Here is a 19269-nt window from a genome sequence, read left to right as displayed (position 1 = left end):
CCTCCGTTACAGATCGTTTGATCCGCTGCGATGGCGCCTGCGCTAACCACATCTTGTACCGTTACCGTCACTACCGCTGTCGGACTGCTCTCACAGGCAACACTGTTTTGGGTAGAGATCGTGCTTCTTCTAAATTGAGTCGTCGTGGTCAGTGCCCCTGAGTCATAGGTAGCTCCTGTGGCACCTGCAATGATATTCCAGGTTGTGCCATCCGTGCTTGATTCCCATTTATAGCTCAGCGTACCGCTACCGCTTCCATCCGTACTACTGGTAAAGGCTACCGGGTCTCCTCCGTTACAGATCGTTTGATCCGCTGCGATGGCGCCTGCGCTAACCACATCTTGTACCGTTACCGTCACTACCGCGGTCGGACTGCTCTCACAGGCAACACTGTTTTGGGTAGAGATTGTGCTTCTTCTAAATTGAGTGGTCGTGGTCAGTGCCCCTGAGTCATAGGTAGCTCCCGTGGCCCCTGCAATGATATTCCAGGTTGTGCCATCCGTGCTTGACTCCCACTTATAACTGATGGTTCCGCTTCCGCTTCCATCCGTACTACTGGTAAAGGCTACCGGGTCTCCTCCGTTACAGATCGTTTGATCCGCTGCGATGGCGCCTGCGCTAACCACATCTTGTACCGTTACCGTCACTACCGCTGTCGGACTGCTCTCACAGGCAACACTGTTTTGGGTAGAGATTGTGCTTCTTCTAAATTGAGTGGTCGTGGTCAGTGCCCCTGAGTCATAGGTAGCTCCCGTGGCCCCTGCAATGATATTCCAGGTTGTGCCATCCGTGCTTGACTCCCACTTATAACTGATGGTTCCGCTTCCGCTTCCATCCGTACTACTGGTAAAGGCTACCGGGTCTCCTCCGTTACAGATCGTTTGATCCGCTGCGATGGCGCCTGCGCTAACCACATCTTGTACCGTGATGGCGACTGTATCTGTATTAGTACATCCATTATTATCTGTAACAGTTACTGTATAAATACCGCTTGCTAAAGAACTTGCTCCATTTATTATAGGGTCTTCGTTAGTACTTGTAAATCCATTTGGCCCTGTCCAACTCCAACTTGATGCACTAGTACTTGTTCCTCCGGAAGTGAATGTTGCTGTTAACTCTATATTATCTCCATTACAAATTGTTGAAGCTACTGCTGAGGCACTAACTATTGGAGTACTGTTAACAACTAAGCTAACTGATTGGGAAACTTGTTCACATGAATTATTAGGGTGAGTAAATAAAACTCTATAAGTACCTGAATCAGTAGTTTGAGCATTGGTTATTGATATTGTTTTAGCTTCTGATACATTATTGGTTAAACTTCCTGAGCTTCCAATATTATCCCAATTTGCTCCATTTTGTTTTTGTAATTGATAAGTCCAATTTGTTGCCGGTCCTCCACTATCTACCCCTGTGGCTGTAAATGTGAAGTTGGCTGTTCCTCCCGCACAAAAAGGTGTGTTAACTGCTAAATCTGTATTTATGGTTAGCTGAGCTGAAGTTGTAACTGCACTCGTGGTTCCTTGACCTTGATCACTTCCTATATCTGCAACTCCTCCTGAGTTTACAACAGTAGGAACTCCATTACTGTCTACTCCTCCGGTTATTCTTCCGTTTCCATCTAATTGACTTGCTATTACATTCTCATCTCCTTCTATGGCATCATAACAACCGTCATTATCTGAATCGGTGTCAAGACAATCTAATGTTCCATCTCCATCCGAATCAGATCCTTGACCAATCATATAAATATTGTCAATTCTGAAATCATCTCCTGTTCCTGAAGTTGTTTTTACTGTTTCAAATACAATTTGTACTGTTGATCCTGCTGGTGTAAAGTCAATACTTTTTTCTGTAAACACATTATTTCCTCCTGTTTCAGCGCCTAATTGATCTGAAGTAACTGTGTATTCTAAATTACCATCTATATATACATTGAATGTTATACCAGAGGAATGTGTATAATATGTTGCCAGATCAAATTTTAAAACATTTGAAAGGCCAGCATCAACTGCCACTGTTTGAGTAATTGTATTGGTGCCTACTGCATCTGAATTTACTACACCCTGTTGTGATGTAACAAACCAATTATTAGAACCTCCTTCAGTCCATCCAGTTAAATCTCCTGTTGAAAAATCTCCATTGCTAACTCCATTGGCACATTCAACAGTATCTAAAATCCCATCATTATCATCATCTAAATCACAATCATTCACTATATTGTCTCCATCTGTATCTAAAAATCCTGATATCGTTGTAGTACAACATGTAGTACTATCGGAAGCATCAGTAACAACAGCTGTTGTTGCTTGTCCGGTTGCACCAACTGTATTAGGAACTCCATTAACATCTACTCCTCCTGTAAATGCTCCTGATGATAATTGTGTATAATTATATGAACCTGCTGCTTCTAAAGCATCATAACATCCATCATTATCTGAGTCGACATCTAAATAATCTGGTGTTCCATCTGAATCAGTATCAGGGCAAATCGTATACTCTAAATTAAATACCGAAATTGTTAATGATACATTAGTAGCTTGTGTTCCTTTTACTTTAATAACTAACTTATCAAGAGGCTCGCTAAAAGATATTCTCACAACATTTGAACTATTCGCTCCAGAACCTGAAAAATTATTTCCATCTTGAGAAGGCATTGGTCCATTTGCGACCAATGTCATCGTAGGGCTTCCCACAGGAATTCCTCCTTTGAACCCTTCTATTATTACAAATTCAGGACCAGAACCATTTCCTGAGTCAATATCTGTGATAGCGAAATTAAGGTTATTTACTGGTGCATCGAAACTAAATTGGGCGCTACTTTCTTGTGAATTATTAATATTCATTGTTCCAAATTGCAACAAACTTCCATCTCCCGAAGGGTCTCTTGCTGTGAAAGTTCCTCCACTAGCTATAGCACTAATTGAACCTGAACTTCCATTATGAGTAAGTGTTAAAGAAACATTCTCTCCAGCTAATCCTCCTGGCAATGGTTGGGCACTTGTTACAGGAACCCCTCCTACTAAAGCGGATAATCCATCAAAAGAACCTAAATCTAGAATTTGGTCACTACATCCTTCGTCTGTATCTAAAATACCATCATTATCATCATCTAAATCAACCCTATCAGCTACATTATCTCCATCTGTATCTATTCCTGAACCATTTATTGTAATTATTAAATTAGCTGTATCTGTATTTGTTCCATCTGAAAGAGTGTAACTAAATGTTTCGGTAAGTGTTTGCCCTACTAATAAAGCAGCTACTAAAGGGTTAGTTGTATCCACAAAATATTCGTAACTACCATCTGCATTTACGACAATTGTTCCATAAGTTCCGACATAAGCTGTTCCTACATTTGCAGCATTCCCATCTATTTGAGAAATTACAATGTTACTGGTACTTCCTTGCCAATAAATATCTGAAATTCCAGCTATTTGACTTCCCTGATCTGCATCAGTTGCATTGGGTCCGTAATTATAACTTAGCTTCAACTGATTAATTGGTTCATCAAAAAACACATTAATATTTCCTGTTGCATCTGAAGGAATTGCATTTCCTATACCGTAAAATGTATTACTTCCTGCATCAACAACTCCCCCTGTTGTTACGTATCGATAGCTAGAAGTAACTCCATCTAAAGTTCCTTCTATTCTAATCAAATCTTGCCATGATGTTCCTTGTGAAAAATCAATATCAACTACTAAAAAACCAAGGTTATACACCGGTTGGTCAAAATTAACAGTCAACACAGTATCATCAGTAGGATTAACTGTACCATTAATATTATACAATAAATATCCTGTATGCCCTCCATTAGTTGTATAATCTACCGTTTGATTAAAAGAAGTTCCAAAACCTCCCGGATCAGAAGAAACAAAAGACACCGTAACACCGTCTATAACTTTTGACTTTCCTCCTACAGTTTCTCCACTTGTAAAATTGCTTTCCCAAACCAATGTTGATAACCCTCTGTCAACTGAATCTGTTCCTCCGGTTCCTGTATCGGTTATTACATTTCCTGTTGTACTTGTATCTACAAATGCCGTTATTGAATCTGTATTATCAATAGCATTAGGTACTTCATCTACCCCATTAATTGTAATGGTTAATATTCCATAGTCTGTTATACCTATATTATCTTTTACCGTATAGGATATAATATCTTTTAAACTTTCTCCGCTTTTTAATCCTGTTACAGATGGGTTATTTTCATCTACATCGTAAGAATAACTTCCATTAGATTGTATGGTTATTTGCCCATAAAGGGTTGTATATACATTACCTACTTTTGAAGGGTATACCTCAACTTCTGACACCGATAAAGACGTTCCCGAATCATTTGACAATACATTGCCTGTAACCGTTCCTGTTGAATTAGCCGCAATACTATTTGTTTCATCTACTACCGTGGGACCTGTTGTATATACTCGTATTATGGTTTGAGCGTTTGCTGTTGCTCCATTCGTATCGGTGACAGTGACAGTCATTGTACGGATTCCATCTGTATAAGGATTTTTTAAATCACCATAATAAAGCTTCTGTAAAAATGTTTCAAAGTCTGTATTTGCAATTGGATTACTAGATGTTTCCGTTATACTAAAAGTTGTATTTCCTGTTTGGGTAACTCTTATTGTTGAACCTCCAATGGTATAATCAAAAGTATCTAGAGTGGGATTAAAATAATACAAATCAAATCCGGGTCTGTTAATAGCGAGTAATTCTCCACTCGGTGTATCAACTACTCCTGAAAAGCTAATGGTTGCACTAGCTATACCTGCATCAGATGTAACAACAGGATTCACAGCTAAAGGATAAACATTAGAAGTGGTTGGTTGCACCTGAAAATCATGATTATTTCCTGATGTAATACCATTTAAATCTATTGTTGGTGCTGCTAATAAAGCTTTAAATGAATATAAAGAGGTTTTTGCGCTTCTAGACTCAAATAATAACGGACTATTGTTAACTATAAATGAAGTTGTAGCTTCAGTATTCTGAGCAGATTCTAATAGTAACGGACCACTACTAACTACAAATGAGGTTGTAGTTTCAGTATTTTGAGCCGATTTTAAATTAAATATTTCTACTTCTTGAGCTACAGCCAATTGAAAGAAAAAGAGTACAATAAGAACATTAAAAATTGTAATTCTATAATTAAAATTATAGTAATTTTTCTCCATAATACGGGTGCGTTAAAAGGTTAGTTAATTAATCTTTTACAGTACTTGTTACTGTAAATTTTAAACTGTAATAAATTGAGATCATAGAATAATGTACGTTTGAAAAACGTTACACCATTTTATGGTAATACACCTCCAATGCCTTTTTATTTTGTGTAGTAGTGAAGTAATAAAATAAAAATAGCTGTAGTAGAAAAACTAAAAGGCCATTAAAAAAGATGTGATATTATTTTAGCCAAGCGTTATCAAATAACACCTGTACAAGAATTAAGTTTTATATTCTTTTCTCATAGTCTGGGGGACTTTACAATTAAACTTATAATGACTATTTTTTTAAAAGACAACATATTATTATCTCTTTTTAAAAATTTTAAAAAACAATTCTATAAAAGTTACAATACTTTTATAAAAGAACACTCTAAACTCCTTTTTTTAAAGAATTTCTTAATTGCTAATATAAAAAATTAACATTTTTTAACAAACTTTTTTCGGTGAAAATCAATAAGAAGTACAATTTTCTGTCGACGAATGGTTAAAATCCACGTTGTTTTTTTATACTATCGTAAGCTTCCTGAATCTTTTGGAACTTTTGTTTACCGGCTTTTATATGTTCTTCTCCTAAGCCTACAAGTTTATCCGGATGATACTTTTTCACCATTTTTCTATATGCTTTTTTGATTTCTGCATCAGGTGTTTCTTTAGAAACCTCTAAAACATCATAAACATTCTCTGTCTTTGTTGTAAACATCATTCGTATTGAAGTATAATCACGTTCACTTATATACAGATAAACAGCAATTTTTTTTATAGTTTCTTCTTCAATTACCTCTATTGTTCCATCAGCTTGTGCTATTCCTAATAAAAAGTGTATCAACTGCAAACGTGAGGCATGTGACATATACTGTCGTATCTGAATACACACCTGTCTTGCTGATATATCTTTTTTTACAATACCATTAAATAATTTAAAAGCATGGTTAGCTCTTTCTTTTCCGTAGAGATTGACAAAATATTCTCTAACATAATTTAATTCTCTTCTATCAATATGTCCATCTGACTTAATAACAATAGACGCCAGAATTAACAAACTAATTTCAAAGTCTCCTGATTGTGTTCTTTCTCTATTATTATTACTTTTTCTTTTATACTCTTCTTGTTCTTCCTTAAAATCTTCAACCGTAACTCCATCAATAAAACTTCCTACTACAAAACCTATGATAGCACCTATTGGTCCGCCTAAAGTAAAACCAGCTCCGGCTCCAAGCCATTTTGCAAATTTCCCCATGTAAAACTTTTTCATCAAATATAAACACTAAATAAACTCCGCACCTAAACCTTTTTTATATTCTATAATAAAGTATAAAGATAGATTGTTTTCTTTTTGCTTTACCTAAATATAGAATCTAGTATATTTAAAATACCATTTTTAGCTTTTATTGAATTTTTATTTTTATTCTATAAAAAGGAGGTATCTTTGCAAAAAACTTTTATTATGTATCCAGAAGAATTAGTAAAACCTATGCGTGACGAACTGATAAACGCTGGTTTTGAAGCTTTATATACTGCTGAAGATGTTGATAATGCTTTAGCCAAAGAAGGAACTACTTTAGTAATGGTTAACTCAGTTTGTGGTTGTGCTGCCGGTACAGCAAGACCTGGTGCTATTGCTTCATTAGGAGCCGATAAAAATCCTGACCACTTAACAACTGTTTTTGCCGGAGTTGAAAAAGAATCTACTGCAAAAGCCAGAGAATATATGATTCCATTTCCTCCTTCATCTCCTGCTATTGCTTTATTTAAAGACGGGCAATTAGTTCATATGTTAGAGCGTCATCATATTGAAGGAAGATCTGCTCAAGCAATTGCTCAAAATTTAGCAGCTGCTTACGAAGAATTTTGTTAATTTTTTTAACATACTTTAAGAAGTAAAAACCACTCATATGAGTGGTTTTTTTTATAATTTTACTTCTTTCACTTTTTATATTATGACAAAAAAGCTCAAAATTGACGGTATTGATAAAATAATTATCAAAAGACTTGTTCAGGATGCGCGTACCCCCGTTTTAAGTATTGCCCGTGAAGTTGGTATATCGGGTGCCGCTATACATCAACGATTGAAAAAATTAGAAGAGTCTGATTTAATTGATGGCTATAAAATGGTGTTAAGCCCAAAAGCTTTAGGATATACTACTACCGCTTTTGTTGGTATTTTTTTAGATTCGTCTAGCTTATATTCTTCTGCTATAAAACGATTAAAAGAAATTCCTGAAATAGTTGAAAGTCATTACACTACCGGAAATTATGCTATTTTTATTAAGATATTATGTAAGAATAATGAAGATTTAATGCATTTGCTTAACAAAGATATTCAAACCATAAAAGGAGTTTCAAGAACTGAAACTTTTATTTCTCTTGATCAACAAATTAACAGACAAATTAAAATTTAAATGAACGATTTTATTTTTTACTTTAAAACAGGTTTATTTCATGTTTTAGACATAAAAGCTTATGACCATATTCTTTTCTTAATTGTTTTAGCCGTAGTGTATCAATTTAAACAATGGCAAAAAGTATTGTGGTTAATTACTTTATTTACCATAGGGCATTCTATTACGTTAGCACTTTCTTCTTACGGAATTTTAAATGTTAGAGCAGATTTAGTAGAGTTCTTAATTCCGTTAACTATATTTATTACCGGATTAATGAATGTTTTAACGGCTAAAAAGGCCTCTGTTGGTAAAGAAAATCAGAATTTATTTTTTGCCTTGTTTTTTGGTTTAATACACGGACTTGGTTTTTCAAATTATTTTAAAATAATGGTTGGAAAAACCAGTGATAAACTTTTACCATTGCTTGAGTTTGCTTTAGGTGTTGAAGCAGCACAAATTATTATTGTTTTACTCATACTTTTAGTAGGAGCTTTAGTGCAATCTGTTTTTGGCGTAAATCGTCGTGACTGGATACTTATTGCTTCTTCAATTGTTATTGGGTTTGCTTTACAAATGATGTTTGACCGTGTTTTTTGGTAAGAGTTGATAACGCCAAATAATTCTTTTAAATTAGCCCAAACTTCACAATTTTTAAATTTTGAATAAAAAACAACTTAAATATGATATTGCCTATTTAAAAATGGCAAGAGAATGGGGACAGCTTTCGCATTGTGAGAGAAAAAAAGTAGGAGCTCTTATTGTAAAAGACAGAATGATTATTTCTGATGGTTACAATGGTACTCCTTCAGGTTTTGAAAATCATTGTGAAGATGAAGAAGGATATACAAAATGGTATGTACTACATGCTGAGGCTAATGCTATTTTAAAGGTAGCCTCTTCAACTCAATCTTGTGAAGGAGCTACTTTATATATAACCTTATCTCCTTGCCAACAATGCAGTAAACTTATCCATCAAGCCGGTATTAAACGAGTGGTATATGCTGATGCATATAAGGATCCTTCCGGATTAGATTTTTTAGAAAAAGCAGGCGTTAAACTGACACATTTACCTTATGAACAAAAATAATTTACCTATCTATTTTTCAATAGCTATTGTTTTTGGTATTCTTATCGGAACTTTTTTTAGTAAAGGAAATTCCGGAATTATAGGAAAACCCTCTTCTAGCGAACGTAAAATAAAACGACTTATTGACTATATTCAAAGTGACTATGTAGACAATGTGAATACCGATGAGTTGTTAGATGGTGCTATTGCTGAAATGTTAGATAAGTTGGATCCTCATTCTGTTTATATTCCTAAAGAGAACTTACAGTTGGTTACAGAAAATATGCAGGGAAATTTTGTAGGAATAGGTGTTCAATTTAGAATGATTGGTGATTCTATTACTGTTATTGAACCTATTAAAGGTGGCCCTAGTATTAAACAAGGTATTAAAGCCGGAGACCGAATTTTGTTAGCAGATAATGATACCTTATATGGTAAGCATATTCAATCCGGTGATATTCTTAAAAAATTAAAAGGAAAGCCAGATACACAGGTTACATTACAAGTATACAGAAAAACCAACGACAGTCTTTTCGATGTTACTATTACTAGAGGAAAAGTAAATATAAAAAGTGTTGATATAGCCTATATGCTAAATGAGCATACCGGTTATATTAAATTAGACAGGTTTGCTAGAAATACTTATAAAGAGTTTAAAACTTCTTTAGATTCTCTTTTAAATAAAGGAATGAATACCTTAGTACTTGACCTAAGAGGTAATGGTGGTGGTTTTATTGATATTGCCAATAAAATTGTGGATGAGTTTTTAGAAGATGACAAACTTATTGTGTACACTAAAAACAATAAAGGTGATGTTAATGAGTCTTTTGCTACTGAAAAAGGAAGCTTTGAAAAGGGAAAACTCTATGTTTTAATTGATGAAAATACGGCTTCTGCTTCTGAAATTGTTGCCGGAGCTTTACAAGACAATGATAAAGGAACTATTATAGGTCGAAGATCTTTTGGGAAAGGTTTAGTTCAACAAGAAATGGATTTAGGTGATGGTTCTGCTGTTAGATTAACTACAGCTCGTTACTACACTCCTACCGGACGTTCTATTCAAAAGCCTTATAAAAAAGATGAAAATTCAACCGAATACCGACATGATTTAGAAAACAGGTATTCTAATGGCGAGCTTTTTAATAAAGATAGTATAAAAACAGTTGACAGTTTACAGTACAAAACTCCGAAAGGTAAAATTGTATATGGCGGCGGAGGTATTATTCCTGATGTTTTTGTTCCTATTGATACTACTGCTTATTTACCAACGTATTTATTTGCTCCACTGAACAACTTTGCTTTTGATTATGTTGATTCTAACCGAAAAAAGTTAACGAAGCTTACTATTGATGATTTCATTACCAATTTTGATGCTGACAGGTCTGTTTCTGACAGCTTTTTTGCGAAGCTTAAAGATTTTACTATTTCTGAAAGTACTAAAAAGCAATTACGAAAAAGTTTAAAAACATTAATTGCCAGAGATTTATTTAATGATGAAGGTTTGTATAAATTGAATCAGGCAGATGATAGTATGCTACAAAAAGTACTACAGCTTGAAGGTGATACTCAAAAAGAAGACTCGCAATAAATTAAGTTATTTGTTTCTTTAAGTTTTTAGAAGACAACTTTTTTAACTGCTACTATTATGAGAATGATCTAATTTCTCATTGTATTGTTTATTTATAAATCTATGATTTTTTATAAGCCTTGATACACTTTGTTGAATAGCTTTAGTTTTTAAAACACTACCACTTATTTTAAAGTTGCCAACGGTAGTTTTATAAATACCATTGATTACTTTAAAGTTGCCAACGATTACTTTATAAATGCCATTGGTTGTTTTGAGATTGCCAATGATAGTTTTACAAATGCCAACAATTATTTTGAAATTGCCAACGCAAATTTTATAAATGCCATTGATTATTTTGAAGTTGCCAACGGAAGTTTTATAAACACCAACACTTCTTTTTAGATTGACAACAGGAGTTTTATAAATGACATTGAAAAAACAACTAAAAATTCATGTTACCAGAATAAAACTAGTTGGTAAAGCTTTTTTACTTTACTATTAAAAACAGCCACAATTTTTAAACCTGCAAATTTTTGACTTTTTACATGTTTACGTACAGTTTTGTACAAAAACACGTACAAATGTGCATTTTTTGCAAAAATCGTACAAAAAAGTAAGTCAGTGACTTACTGCTTTTATTTTGTAAACTATTAGTTTTGAGAACTCATTATTAATTAAAAATTGAAATTATGAATAAATTTAAAGAACTTTTTTAACCTACTGGCTATTTTTATAACCTTATTATCTACGTTTTATAGCTGTAAATACGAAGAAGAAGTAATTATACCACCTACAAAGGCAACTACTATATCAGAAACCTCTTCTACCTATGCTTATAGAAAAAAGGAAAAACTACCCGAAATTTTACAAGCTTTTGAACCTATTTTAACTCACGCCACGGTAAAAGCGCAACTTAATACTGCTTTGTACACCAAAACGCCTGCCATGGAAGTTACCGATTTGCAAGGCAACAAAACCTACAGTATACTTTTACCTTTAAAAAACACCAGTGACTATGAGTTTTATAATTGGGGTATAGAGCAAAAAAGTGACGGTACTTTAAGCACCCCTTTTGTAAAAAAATACACTACCCCTCATAAAAAAACTACCCTACATAAAGTAGTTAATAACATATGGACCATTAAAACGTATAGGGTAAGTGAATTTTTAGCATATGTTAGCGGAAATTTACAAAGAGCTAGTGATAGCCCTTGTAGTGAAGTTACTATTGATGGCACAACAAATTCTAGTGGTAATTTTTATTTTAACAATGCCTCAGGAGAAATAAGTTCTTATTTTTCTTCAGAAGGAAATCTTATTAAAAACAATACTTCTTATGGTTCTGTCACCGGTGTTGGTAGTGCTTGTTATACTATAACAAAAACAATTAGGTATAATTGCAATGGTCCTAACGGAGATAAAGACCACAGCTCTGAAGATTGCGGGGATGCCAGTAGCGGCTATAGTGGTACCGGTACTAAAACGGTTACTAGCAATGTTTGTACTCCAATAATAGTAACCATATCTAATGAATTGCTACTTACTACCGGAGAAAATCCTGTAGATTTAACTATTGCTACTAATGACCCTGAAATTATATGTGATTTAACCGATATCTGGTCTACTTTAGAATTAGAATTGAGAGCGAATGGAACGCTACCTCATATTAAACTAGCTTATTTAGAAGAGTTAAGAAAGTTTTTAGACAATAATGAGCCTTGTACCTCAGAATTTCATAAAAAAGGCACTACCACAGTTAAAAGCAACCGCACTGAAGGTGCTGATTGCCCTCCTGTAGATGAAGTACCTATTTTAACTCCAGGAGAATTAACCGGTGTGAACGGTTTACGACTTACCTCTGCTGAAGCAGCTTTTTTAGACAAACCGGAAAACCTAACATTTAAAAACCAACTTAACGCTTTTTTAATTGAAAACAACAATTCTGAAGAGGCTGAAAAGTTTGCCAGTAAAGCAATTAAAACGTTAATGGAAAAACCTAATTATGTTGATGATATTATAAACAACACCAATAACCCCTGTGTTACCAATATTATTAAAGCTTTACAAGAAAAAGATACAAATAAAGCTATCGTACCTGATTTAGCAGGAGCCTCACATTTATCTCAAATGGTATTAGATTTATTTGGTGAGTGTACCAACCACGATTTAGAAATAAAAATAGCACAACTAGGCACCAACTCTCAAGGATTTCCTTTAAATGCTAAAACTGATGGAATAGAAAGTATTACTTTAGATATTGATTTAGTAAATGATGCTACTCAACTATCTATAGCTAAAACCTTAATACATGAAAGTTTACATGCTTTTATTAATTTAAAAATGTATGAAGATAGAAGATCTGGTCTAGCTGTACTTTTAAATAGTTATTATCAAAAGTATAGAAATAATTATCCTCATGATATTGCCAATAATCTAACACAGCATAAATTTATGGCTGAATTTGTAGAAGCTTTAGCTTATTCGTTATCTGCTTATGATAACCATAGGCAACCGATGGATTATTATAAAGCCATGGCTTGGGGAGGTTTAGAGTCTTCAGATACCTATAAAGCTTTAGACCAAGATAAAAAAGATGAAATTCAAAAAATTATTAATAATGAGCGTTATGCAAAAAACGATGCCAAAAGTACTAAGTGTTCGTAAGTTAATTTATTTATCTGTTTGTCTGGCTATAACAGGATGTTATACTAACAAAACAGTTATTAATAATACAACACCTAGTTCCAGTTATGAAATGAAAAAATTTAAATCATTTGGAAATTGGATTACGATACATACCTTTGATAAAGGTTCGCCTTATGGTGAAATCTCTCCTGTAATTATTATTAATAATCTTTATTTTACAAAAGTAAATTCATTTAATATTGGTAAAGGGAAACATAATGTTGAAATAGCCTCTATTAGCAAAATACCTATAAAAATAAAAGATTTAGTTGTAAAAGAAGGAAATTCAATAGTTATTAATGCCTATTTAAAAGATGACCCAACACCTATAAGTGATTAAAAATTTAAAAGCGGTAGGGTAACCTACTGCTTTATTAAAATTAACAGATTTAAAGGAATCATTAAATAAGTACAAGAATTGTTAAAAACCTAAAAACTTTTAATTCTAAAAAAGAAAAATGAAAAATAAGTTAGTAATTTTAGCGTGGTTGCTTTGTAGTGTTGTAGGTAATGCACAAAAAAAGAAAACAGTTATTTATATAAACGAAAAACATCAAATAACAAGTTCTAAAGCCTATTATAACAAATTAAAAACACAGTTATTTGACAATGTTACTATTAAAAAAGAAGATACTATATTAAAAAAGCTTAGTTATACTGATTTTTTTGGAAAGTTATCATCTACTAAAATAAAACAATTACAAAAACTTTATGCTTTACGCTATGGTATTGATAGTACAAAAACCTGGTTAATTCATTATGTAGATACTTTACCTGACAAAAGTAAAATGCCTAAAGAATCCGGAATACTTTTTAAAAATCCTTTAACAACTGATTCTATTTTTATTACACAAACTGCTTTAGAAAAAGGCAATAATTCTTTTTTATACGAGAAATACCCTTATCATAAACATTTAAAAAGTTACCCAGATTACATTGATACTTGGCACAAAGAGATTACAAATACTAACTATGTAGATACCTCAACAACATTACTTCATTTTTATGCCGTTAACAAAGGAATACCTGACGAAGACATAAAAAAATATGGTTATTATAATGATATTAGCACGTTACTTAAAAAATCTTTTAATGATGGTACAGGGAAAAATAAATTAATAATTATTTACCCCGATGGGGCTTTTTATACATCGACTTTAAAAGAACACAAAAAGGTAAAAAAATTAACCCAAAGAAGGATTTATGAGAGAAAAAAACAAAAGTGGTTAAAAAAGACCCTACAGGAGTAAATAAAAGAGGCTGTCCAAAAAGTCTTTTTGATAAAATTTTCAATATAAAATCTTTAAAAAATCAATCAATTTATTAATTTCCAACCAATATAAAGCACTAATTATAAGGTTTTATTAAATATTTAACAACAAAAAAGAGGCTGTTTTACTTTTTAGACAGCCTCTTTTTATCTGTTTTATAAAGGATTGATACAAAGACCTAGATTGATTGACAAGTTTTATATCTGTATATACAACACACTACATTCCTTTTTCTTCTCTTTTTCTTTTATAAACCTCAGCAATGGTAGGGTTTTCAATACATTTTTTAACTTGAATTAATTCATCTCCGGCAGTTACCTTACCTGTTTGAATTACTTTAAAATATACTCCCGGATAATCTTGTTGCCAAAATTGCTTTACTATTTTCATATCGTTAAAACGTACTCCCAACTTCATACATGGTTGACGAGGTTTTGTTACCTCTAAAACTACCTCGCCCACTTTAAATGTATCTCCTACATGAATGCTAGTTTCATCTAAATCATCTATAGTTAAATTTTCACCAAACATTCCGTACTCCCATTCTAAATTGGTGTAATGCGCTTTCCAGTATTCATAATGTTTTAACGAATATCCGTACACAGCTTGGTCAATCCCTCCATGATGTTCTCTATCACAAATAGTATCGTCTTTTACATCTTCTACATCCAAAAAAATAGGTGTATCAACAGGAAATTTAAAAATTCCGGTAGTTACTATTTTTCCTTTCCAGTTAATTTCTTTTCGTTCTCCTATGTTAGTTGTAATTATTTTCATGGGTTTTATTGATATTTATTCAACGAGAAAGTTTTGTAATACTTCGGCAATCTTTCGATTGTCTGATAATTGTGGGATTTTATTTTGTCCACCAAATTTTCCTATCGATTTCATATATTCATGAAATCCTCCTTTTTTAACTTTACGGATAATCAATGGGCGTAATACTTTTCCTTCAATTAAATCTCGATAATAAATATTTTGCTCTTGCATTGAAGCATCAATTTTTAACGAAATTTCTTCTAAATCCTGTGGTTCATTTTCAAATTCAATAAACCATTCATGGTACGGTAATCCTTGTTCCGGACTTACTTGAGGGGCTACGGTAAACTCACTTACATTTATAGAAGTACCTATAATAGCATCGTTCAACGCTTTTTCTACTTCTTTTCCTATGACATGTTCGCCAAAAGCTGAAATAAAATGTTTTATGCGTCCGGTAACTTTTATTCTGTAGGGTTTTAATGATGTAAACTCAACCGTATCTCCAATATTATATCCCCATAAACCTGCAGAAGTGTTTAAAATAATTACATAATTTACTCCTCGCTTTACATCTGCTAATGAAATTCTGGTTGGATGCTCGTTAAAAAATTCATCAGCAGGAATAAACTCATAAAAAATACCCGAGTTTAACTGTAACAACATTCCTTTTTCTTTTTGAGAATCTTGGTACGCAATAAAACCTTCCGAAGCGGGATATAGTTCTACATATGCTATTTTTTTACCAATTAAGGCTTCAAACTTGTTTTTATAAGGTTCAAAATTGACTCCTCCGTAAACAAAGAAATTGAAATTAGGAAAGATTTCTGAGATGGTTTTTCCGGTCTTTTCAATAAGTTTTTCAAAATACATTTGCACCCAAGAAGGTATTCCGCTAATTACCGTCATATTTTCCGGTAAGGTTTCTTCTACAATTTTATCAACTTTGGTATCCCAATCTTCAATACAATTCGTTTCCCAGCTAGGTAAACGATTTTTTAACAAGTAATTCGGCACATAATGTGCTGCTATTCCACTTAGACGGCCTAACTTAACTCCGTTTTTATCTTCCAAAACAGGGCTTCCTTGTAAGAAAATCATTTTTCCGTTTACAAAACCGGCATCGTTGGTTTCTGCTATATAAAATAACAGCGCATTACGTGCTGCTTTGATATGAGTAGGCATTGATTCTTTTGATATAGGAATGTATTTAGCTCCGGAAGTAGTTCCTGAGGTTTTAGCAAAATACAATGGCTTTCCTTTCCATAATACGTTTTCCTCTCCATCAACTACTCTGTTAACATAGCTTTTTAAGCCTTCATAATCGTTAATAGGTACTCGTTTTTTAAAATCTTCATAGGTATTAATCGATACAAAATCATGATCCTTTCCAAAGACTGTTTTACATCCTTCTGTAACTAAATATTCAAAGACTTTTTTTTGGGTTTTATGCGGATTATTAGCCCATTTATAAACTTGTTTTTTTACTTGTTTGGCAAATGGAATTGCTAATAGTGATTTAATACTCATTTATTGAAATGCTATATAGTTAGTTGGGTTTACCGGATATCCGTCACTCCATAATTCAAAATGCAAATGGGGTCCGGTAGATAATTCTCCTGTTGAACCTACATTGGCAATTACTTCTCCTGATTTTACAAACTCACCTTGTTCTTTTAACAGCGTTCCGTTATGTTTATATACAGATATAAATTGATTTGAATGTTGTATCATAATTACATATCCGGTTTCTGCTGTCCATTCTGCTAATATAACTGTACCATCAGCTATAGCTTTTACCGGAGTTCCGGTTGGAGCAACAATATCTACCGCGTAATGTTTTTCATTTACATCATAGTTTTGTGATATGGTACCTGTTAAAGGTGAGAAAAATACGTTTTTAGCTCTGTTTAAAGCCGCATCTGATAATGGAAATCTATCTTTACTTTCTACTTCTTCTCTAAATAATGAATCGTGTTTGGTTGCTTGTAATTTTGTTTCATCAAAAACAACTCCTCCTTCACTACTAATAATAGTATCTATTTTTTCCGGTTCAATTTCTCCGGTTAAAACAGGTTTTAGCGCTTTGGTATACGCTTCTAAAATTTCTAACCTGCTTTTTAAAGAATCGGCTTCATATGTTAATCGGGTAGCTTTCTTTTTTAAAGCTGTTGATGAGTACCCTGGAATGTATTCACGTAAAGATGTAAATGCTATAAGTAAGGCTGTTAAAGCAATAAGCACAATAGAAAACAATCCTCCGAAAACAAACACATTTAACCTTGATAATTTTAATGAGAAACGCTCTTGAAACGTATCTTCATTCAAAATAACCAACCTGTATTTGTCTGTAAGTTTTTGTTTTAATTTTCGTTTTTTGTCTTTTTTAGCCACAGTGATTAATTTAAACTTCAAATATACAACGAAAAAATTTCAATTCTTTTCTTAAAAAAGTTTTAAAATATAATTATAAATCAAACATATAAGCTATTGAAAAAGCGAAAGTTTGAGTTATTTTAAGGTTAGATTCTCCTTCAAGCGCTGAAGGAAAATTGACTATATACCCCAACTCAAAATCTATATTATTAATCGAATACTGAACTGGTACTAATAATTGAGTATTCAACAAACCAAAGTGGTTGTTTTCGTTATATACAGTAATTTCTCTTCCTTTGTATTTAAAAGTTCTGGCTAATTGTATGGTTTGTTGCCCTACAGTTACACGTAACTCAGGTCTTAATTTTAATTCATTTCTTTTATTCTTATACAACTCTATTTCTCCATAGGTTGAAGAGGTTAGTTGTATTGAATTTTCACTACCAAACAGTATGCTTGATGTTAGTTCTGTTCCTAATGTTTTGGCTTTATTAGTTACTTCAAACCCTACATTAAAGGCATTTTTAAAAGGATTATTTTCTTCATCTGAAAAAAAGTATCGATCATAATATACTAACCATTTATACTGCTCATTTTTTCCAAAAGTATTTCCATATCCTAAAGAAACCGAGGTATAATCCCATTTTGGAGTAAACTGACTATAATAAACTCCGGAAATATTGATAAAAAAACCGTTTGAATTTATATAGGTTAATTGAGGAGTAACATTAAATTGATTTATGCCAATATCTCTTCCGGCAAAATAGGTGTTATTGGTATAATCTACCGACACGTAAAGAAAATCTAAATCGTCTGATAAATTAAACAATTCATCAGCCTCATTTTGATTTAATAAATTATCTATTATTTCATCTTCTTCACTAGTCTTATTTTTAAATTCCGGTGATGCTTCTTGGGCATAAAGGGTTTTAAAACTAAATACTACTAAAAAAATTAAATATACATTCCTCATACAAGGTTTTAAAATACAAAAAGTGGTTGAAAATTCAACCACTAAAATCAACCAAATCTGTGCAAACTAAATTAGTTGCGCGTTCCCTTTCTTTTTTCTCTTCTTACGTTTTTTCTAACATCCTTTTTAACCTTGCTTCTATTGTTACCTAATCTGGTTTTTAGTTCTTGTTTTTGGGCTGCCGTAAGCGTTTTTCTAAACTTTATTTTTGCATTTTTAACACTTAAATTATTTTGTTCTATAATTTTTTTTTGCGAATGCGTAAGTGTTCTTTTTAAGGCTTTTTCTCTTTCTATTTTTGATAACGCATTATTTTTTAGTATTGCTAATTGCTCAGGAGTAAGCGTAGCCTTAAAAGCTTCTCTGTTTTTTTTAATTAATTCTTTTTGATTTTTTAACAGCTCTTTTTGCATTTCAGAAAGATGTAATTCATCTTCCAACTCTTGAGAAAGCATTGTAAATGTTCCCAAAAACAACGTTGCAAAAACCACTAAAAAAACTTTAATATGTTTCATTTCCATCTTCTTGTTCTCTATTATTTTTTAGACCCTTTTATTTGTATAAAGTTTTATTTTATTCTAAAAAAATTTCTTCCGTTAGCATTTCTTCATTTACAAATTCATCTACCAACTTATCTGCATTGGCATCATCGGTCATTATGGAAGTTATTAAAATATCACTTTCTATAACTTTATGTTGAGATTGAAACGGATTAGCTACGGTAAGAGTAATAATAAGGGCTATAACCGCAACAGCAGACCCTATATATATTGCTCTTGAAAAATTAATTACTTTTTTATTAGACTGATTAATTGTTTGTTTTATGATAGATTGTTTTGATTTTGCAAAATAATCTTCCGGTAAACTCAAACCTAAATCTACCTTATGTTTTTTCTCTAAACTCATATCTAATGTATTTCTATGGTTAAAGTTATTATTTTGTGCTTTCATAACAAA

General features: G+C 32.6%; 16 protein-coding genes. 8 read left to right on the top strand and 8 right to left on the bottom strand.

From position 1 onward, the window contains the following. Together ACQY1Q_RS03130 and ACQY1Q_RS03125 are read right to left on the bottom strand one after the other, a co-directional pair. Positions 1–5183 (bottom strand): beta strand repeat-containing protein (locus tag ACQY1Q_RS03130; RefSeq protein ID WP_431003828.1); only part of this gene is annotated, 5183 nt, incomplete at its 3' end. Positions 5184–5715: 532 nt separating this feature from the next. Beyond that, a complete protein-coding gene (locus tag ACQY1Q_RS03125; RefSeq protein ID WP_431003827.1) occupies positions 5716–6468 on the bottom strand; it encodes a TerB family tellurite resistance protein in 753 nt (250 codons plus the stop codon). A gap of 207 nt (positions 6469–6675) precedes the next feature. On the opposite strand from ACQY1Q_RS03125, the gene ACQY1Q_RS03120 reads away from it, so the two are divergent. The 8 genes from ACQY1Q_RS03120 (at position 6676) to ACQY1Q_RS03085 (ending at position 14183) form a co-directional block, all read left to right on the top strand. Beyond that, entirely contained in the window at positions 6676–7086 is a 411-nt protein-coding gene (locus ACQY1Q_RS03120; protein WP_431003826.1) for a BrxA/BrxB family bacilliredoxin, read from the top strand. Between the two features lie 82 nt (positions 7087–7168). Further along, positions 7169–7630 (top strand): Lrp/AsnC ligand binding domain-containing protein, encoded by a 462-nt coding sequence (locus tag ACQY1Q_RS03115; protein WP_431003825.1) that lies wholly within the window; start codon positions 7169–7171, stop codon positions 7628–7630. Then, positions 7631–8212 carry a HupE/UreJ family protein gene (locus ACQY1Q_RS03110; protein ID WP_431003824.1) on the top strand — a complete coding sequence of 194 codons (582 nt, stop codon included), beginning with the start codon at positions 7631–7633 and terminating at the stop codon, positions 8210–8212. Between the two features lie 55 nt (positions 8213–8267). Then, a complete protein-coding gene (locus tag ACQY1Q_RS03105; RefSeq protein WP_431003830.1) occupies positions 8268–8699 on the top strand; it encodes a deoxycytidylate deaminase in 432 nt (143 codons plus the stop codon). Further along, complete coding sequence (locus ACQY1Q_RS03100) at positions 8686–10266, top strand: S41 family peptidase (protein WP_431003823.1); 1581 nt, start codon at positions 8686–8688, stop codon at positions 10264–10266. Before ACQY1Q_RS03105 ends, ACQY1Q_RS03100 begins: the two co-directional genes overlap by 14 nt. A gap of 927 nt (positions 10267–11193) precedes the next feature. Next, on the top strand, positions 11194–12912 hold the full coding sequence (locus ACQY1Q_RS03095; RefSeq protein WP_431003822.1) for a hypothetical protein: 1719 nt from the start codon (positions 11194–11196) through the stop codon (positions 12910–12912). Next, positions 12887–13273: a hypothetical protein gene (locus ACQY1Q_RS03090; protein WP_431003821.1), complete on the top strand. Its 387-nt coding sequence runs from the start codon at positions 12887–12889 to the stop codon at positions 13271–13273. The genes ACQY1Q_RS03095 and ACQY1Q_RS03090 overlap by 26 nt, the downstream gene beginning before the upstream one ends. Positions 13274–13391: 118 nt before the next feature. Next, positions 13392–14183: a hypothetical protein gene (locus ACQY1Q_RS03085; protein ID WP_431003820.1), complete on the top strand. Its 792-nt coding sequence runs from the start codon at positions 13392–13394 to the stop codon at positions 14181–14183. A 240-nt stretch (positions 14184–14423) separates the two neighbouring features. Here ACQY1Q_RS03085 and ACQY1Q_RS03080 read toward each other — a convergent pair whose 3' ends face one another. The 6 genes from ACQY1Q_RS03080 to ACQY1Q_RS03055 form a co-directional block, all read right to left on the bottom strand. Further along, entirely contained in the window at positions 14424–14981 is a 558-nt protein-coding gene (locus tag ACQY1Q_RS03080) for an MOSC domain-containing protein (RefSeq protein ID WP_431003819.1), read from the bottom strand. Between the two features lie 15 nt (positions 14982–14996). After that, positions 14997–16493 (bottom strand): GH3 auxin-responsive promoter family protein, encoded by a 1497-nt coding sequence (locus ACQY1Q_RS03075; protein ID WP_431003818.1) that lies wholly within the window; start codon positions 16491–16493, stop codon positions 14997–14999. Next, positions 16494–17357: a M23 family metallopeptidase gene (locus ACQY1Q_RS03070; RefSeq protein WP_431003817.1), complete on the bottom strand. Its 864-nt coding sequence runs from the start codon at positions 17355–17357 to the stop codon at positions 16494–16496. It abuts the gene before it with no gap. Positions 17358–17430: 73 nt separating this feature from the next. Then, positions 17431–18312, bottom strand: a complete 882-nt coding sequence (locus ACQY1Q_RS03065; protein WP_431003816.1) for a hypothetical protein — start codon at positions 18310–18312, stop codon at positions 17431–17433. Positions 18313–18383: 71 nt separating this feature from the next. Next, on the bottom strand, positions 18384–18827 hold the full coding sequence (locus tag ACQY1Q_RS03060; protein WP_431003815.1) for a hypothetical protein: 444 nt from the start codon (positions 18825–18827) through the stop codon (positions 18384–18386). Positions 18828–18885: 58 nt separating this feature from the next. Next, positions 18886–19263 carry a hypothetical protein gene (locus ACQY1Q_RS03055; RefSeq protein ID WP_431003814.1) on the bottom strand — a complete coding sequence of 126 codons (378 nt, stop codon included), beginning with the start codon at positions 19261–19263 and terminating at the stop codon, positions 18886–18888. Positions 19264–19269: the final 6 nt, after the last annotated feature.

Origin of the sequence: Tenacibaculum sp. TC6, assembly GCF_050606265.1 — a bacterium.
In the GTDB taxonomy this organism is placed as follows: Bacteria; Bacteroidota; Bacteroidia; order Flavobacteriales; family Flavobacteriaceae; genus Polaribacter.
Note: the sequence above shows the minus strand (reverse complement) of the source record. Positions and strands in the feature narration are given on the sequence as shown.

Bases quoted from the DNA above. Each gene is read 5' to 3' on its own strand.
- ACQY1Q_RS03125 (WP_431003827.1), bottom strand. From the start codon at position 6,468: ATGGGGAAATTTGCAAAATGGCTTGGAGCCGGAGCTGGTTTTACTTTA.
- ACQY1Q_RS03120 (WP_431003826.1), top strand. From the start codon at position 6,676: ATGTATCCAGAAGAATTAGTAAAACCTATGCGTGACGAACTGATAAAC.
- ACQY1Q_RS03115 (WP_431003825.1), top strand. From the start codon at position 7,169: ATGACAAAAAAGCTCAAAATTGACGGTATTGATAAAATAATTATCAAA.
- ACQY1Q_RS03110 (WP_431003824.1), top strand. From the start codon at position 7,631: ATGAACGATTTTATTTTTTACTTTAAAACAGGTTTATTTCATGTTTTA.
- ACQY1Q_RS03100 (WP_431003823.1), top strand. From the start codon at position 8,686: ATGAACAAAAATAATTTACCTATCTATTTTTCAATAGCTATTGTTTTT.
- ACQY1Q_RS03095 (WP_431003822.1), top strand. From the start codon at position 11,194: ATGGAAGTTACCGATTTGCAAGGCAACAAAACCTACAGTATACTTTTA.
- ACQY1Q_RS03090 (WP_431003821.1), top strand. From the start codon at position 12,887: ATGCCAAAAGTACTAAGTGTTCGTAAGTTAATTTATTTATCTGTTTGT.
- ACQY1Q_RS03085 (WP_431003820.1), top strand. From the start codon at position 13,392: ATGAAAAATAAGTTAGTAATTTTAGCGTGGTTGCTTTGTAGTGTTGTA.
- ACQY1Q_RS03080 (WP_431003819.1), bottom strand. From the start codon at position 14,981: ATGAAAATAATTACAACTAACATAGGAGAACGAAAAGAAATTAACTGG.
- ACQY1Q_RS03075 (WP_431003818.1), bottom strand. From the start codon at position 16,493: ATGAGTATTAAATCACTATTAGCAATTCCATTTGCCAAACAAGTAAAA.
- ACQY1Q_RS03065 (WP_431003816.1), bottom strand. From the start codon at position 18,312: ATGAGGAATGTATATTTAATTTTTTTAGTAGTATTTAGTTTTAAAACC.
- ACQY1Q_RS03060 (WP_431003815.1), bottom strand. From the start codon at position 18,827: ATGAAACATATTAAAGTTTTTTTAGTGGTTTTTGCAACGTTGTTTTTG.
- ACQY1Q_RS03055 (WP_431003814.1), bottom strand. From the start codon at position 19,263: ATGAAAGCACAAAATAATAACTTTAACCATAGAAATACATTAGATATG.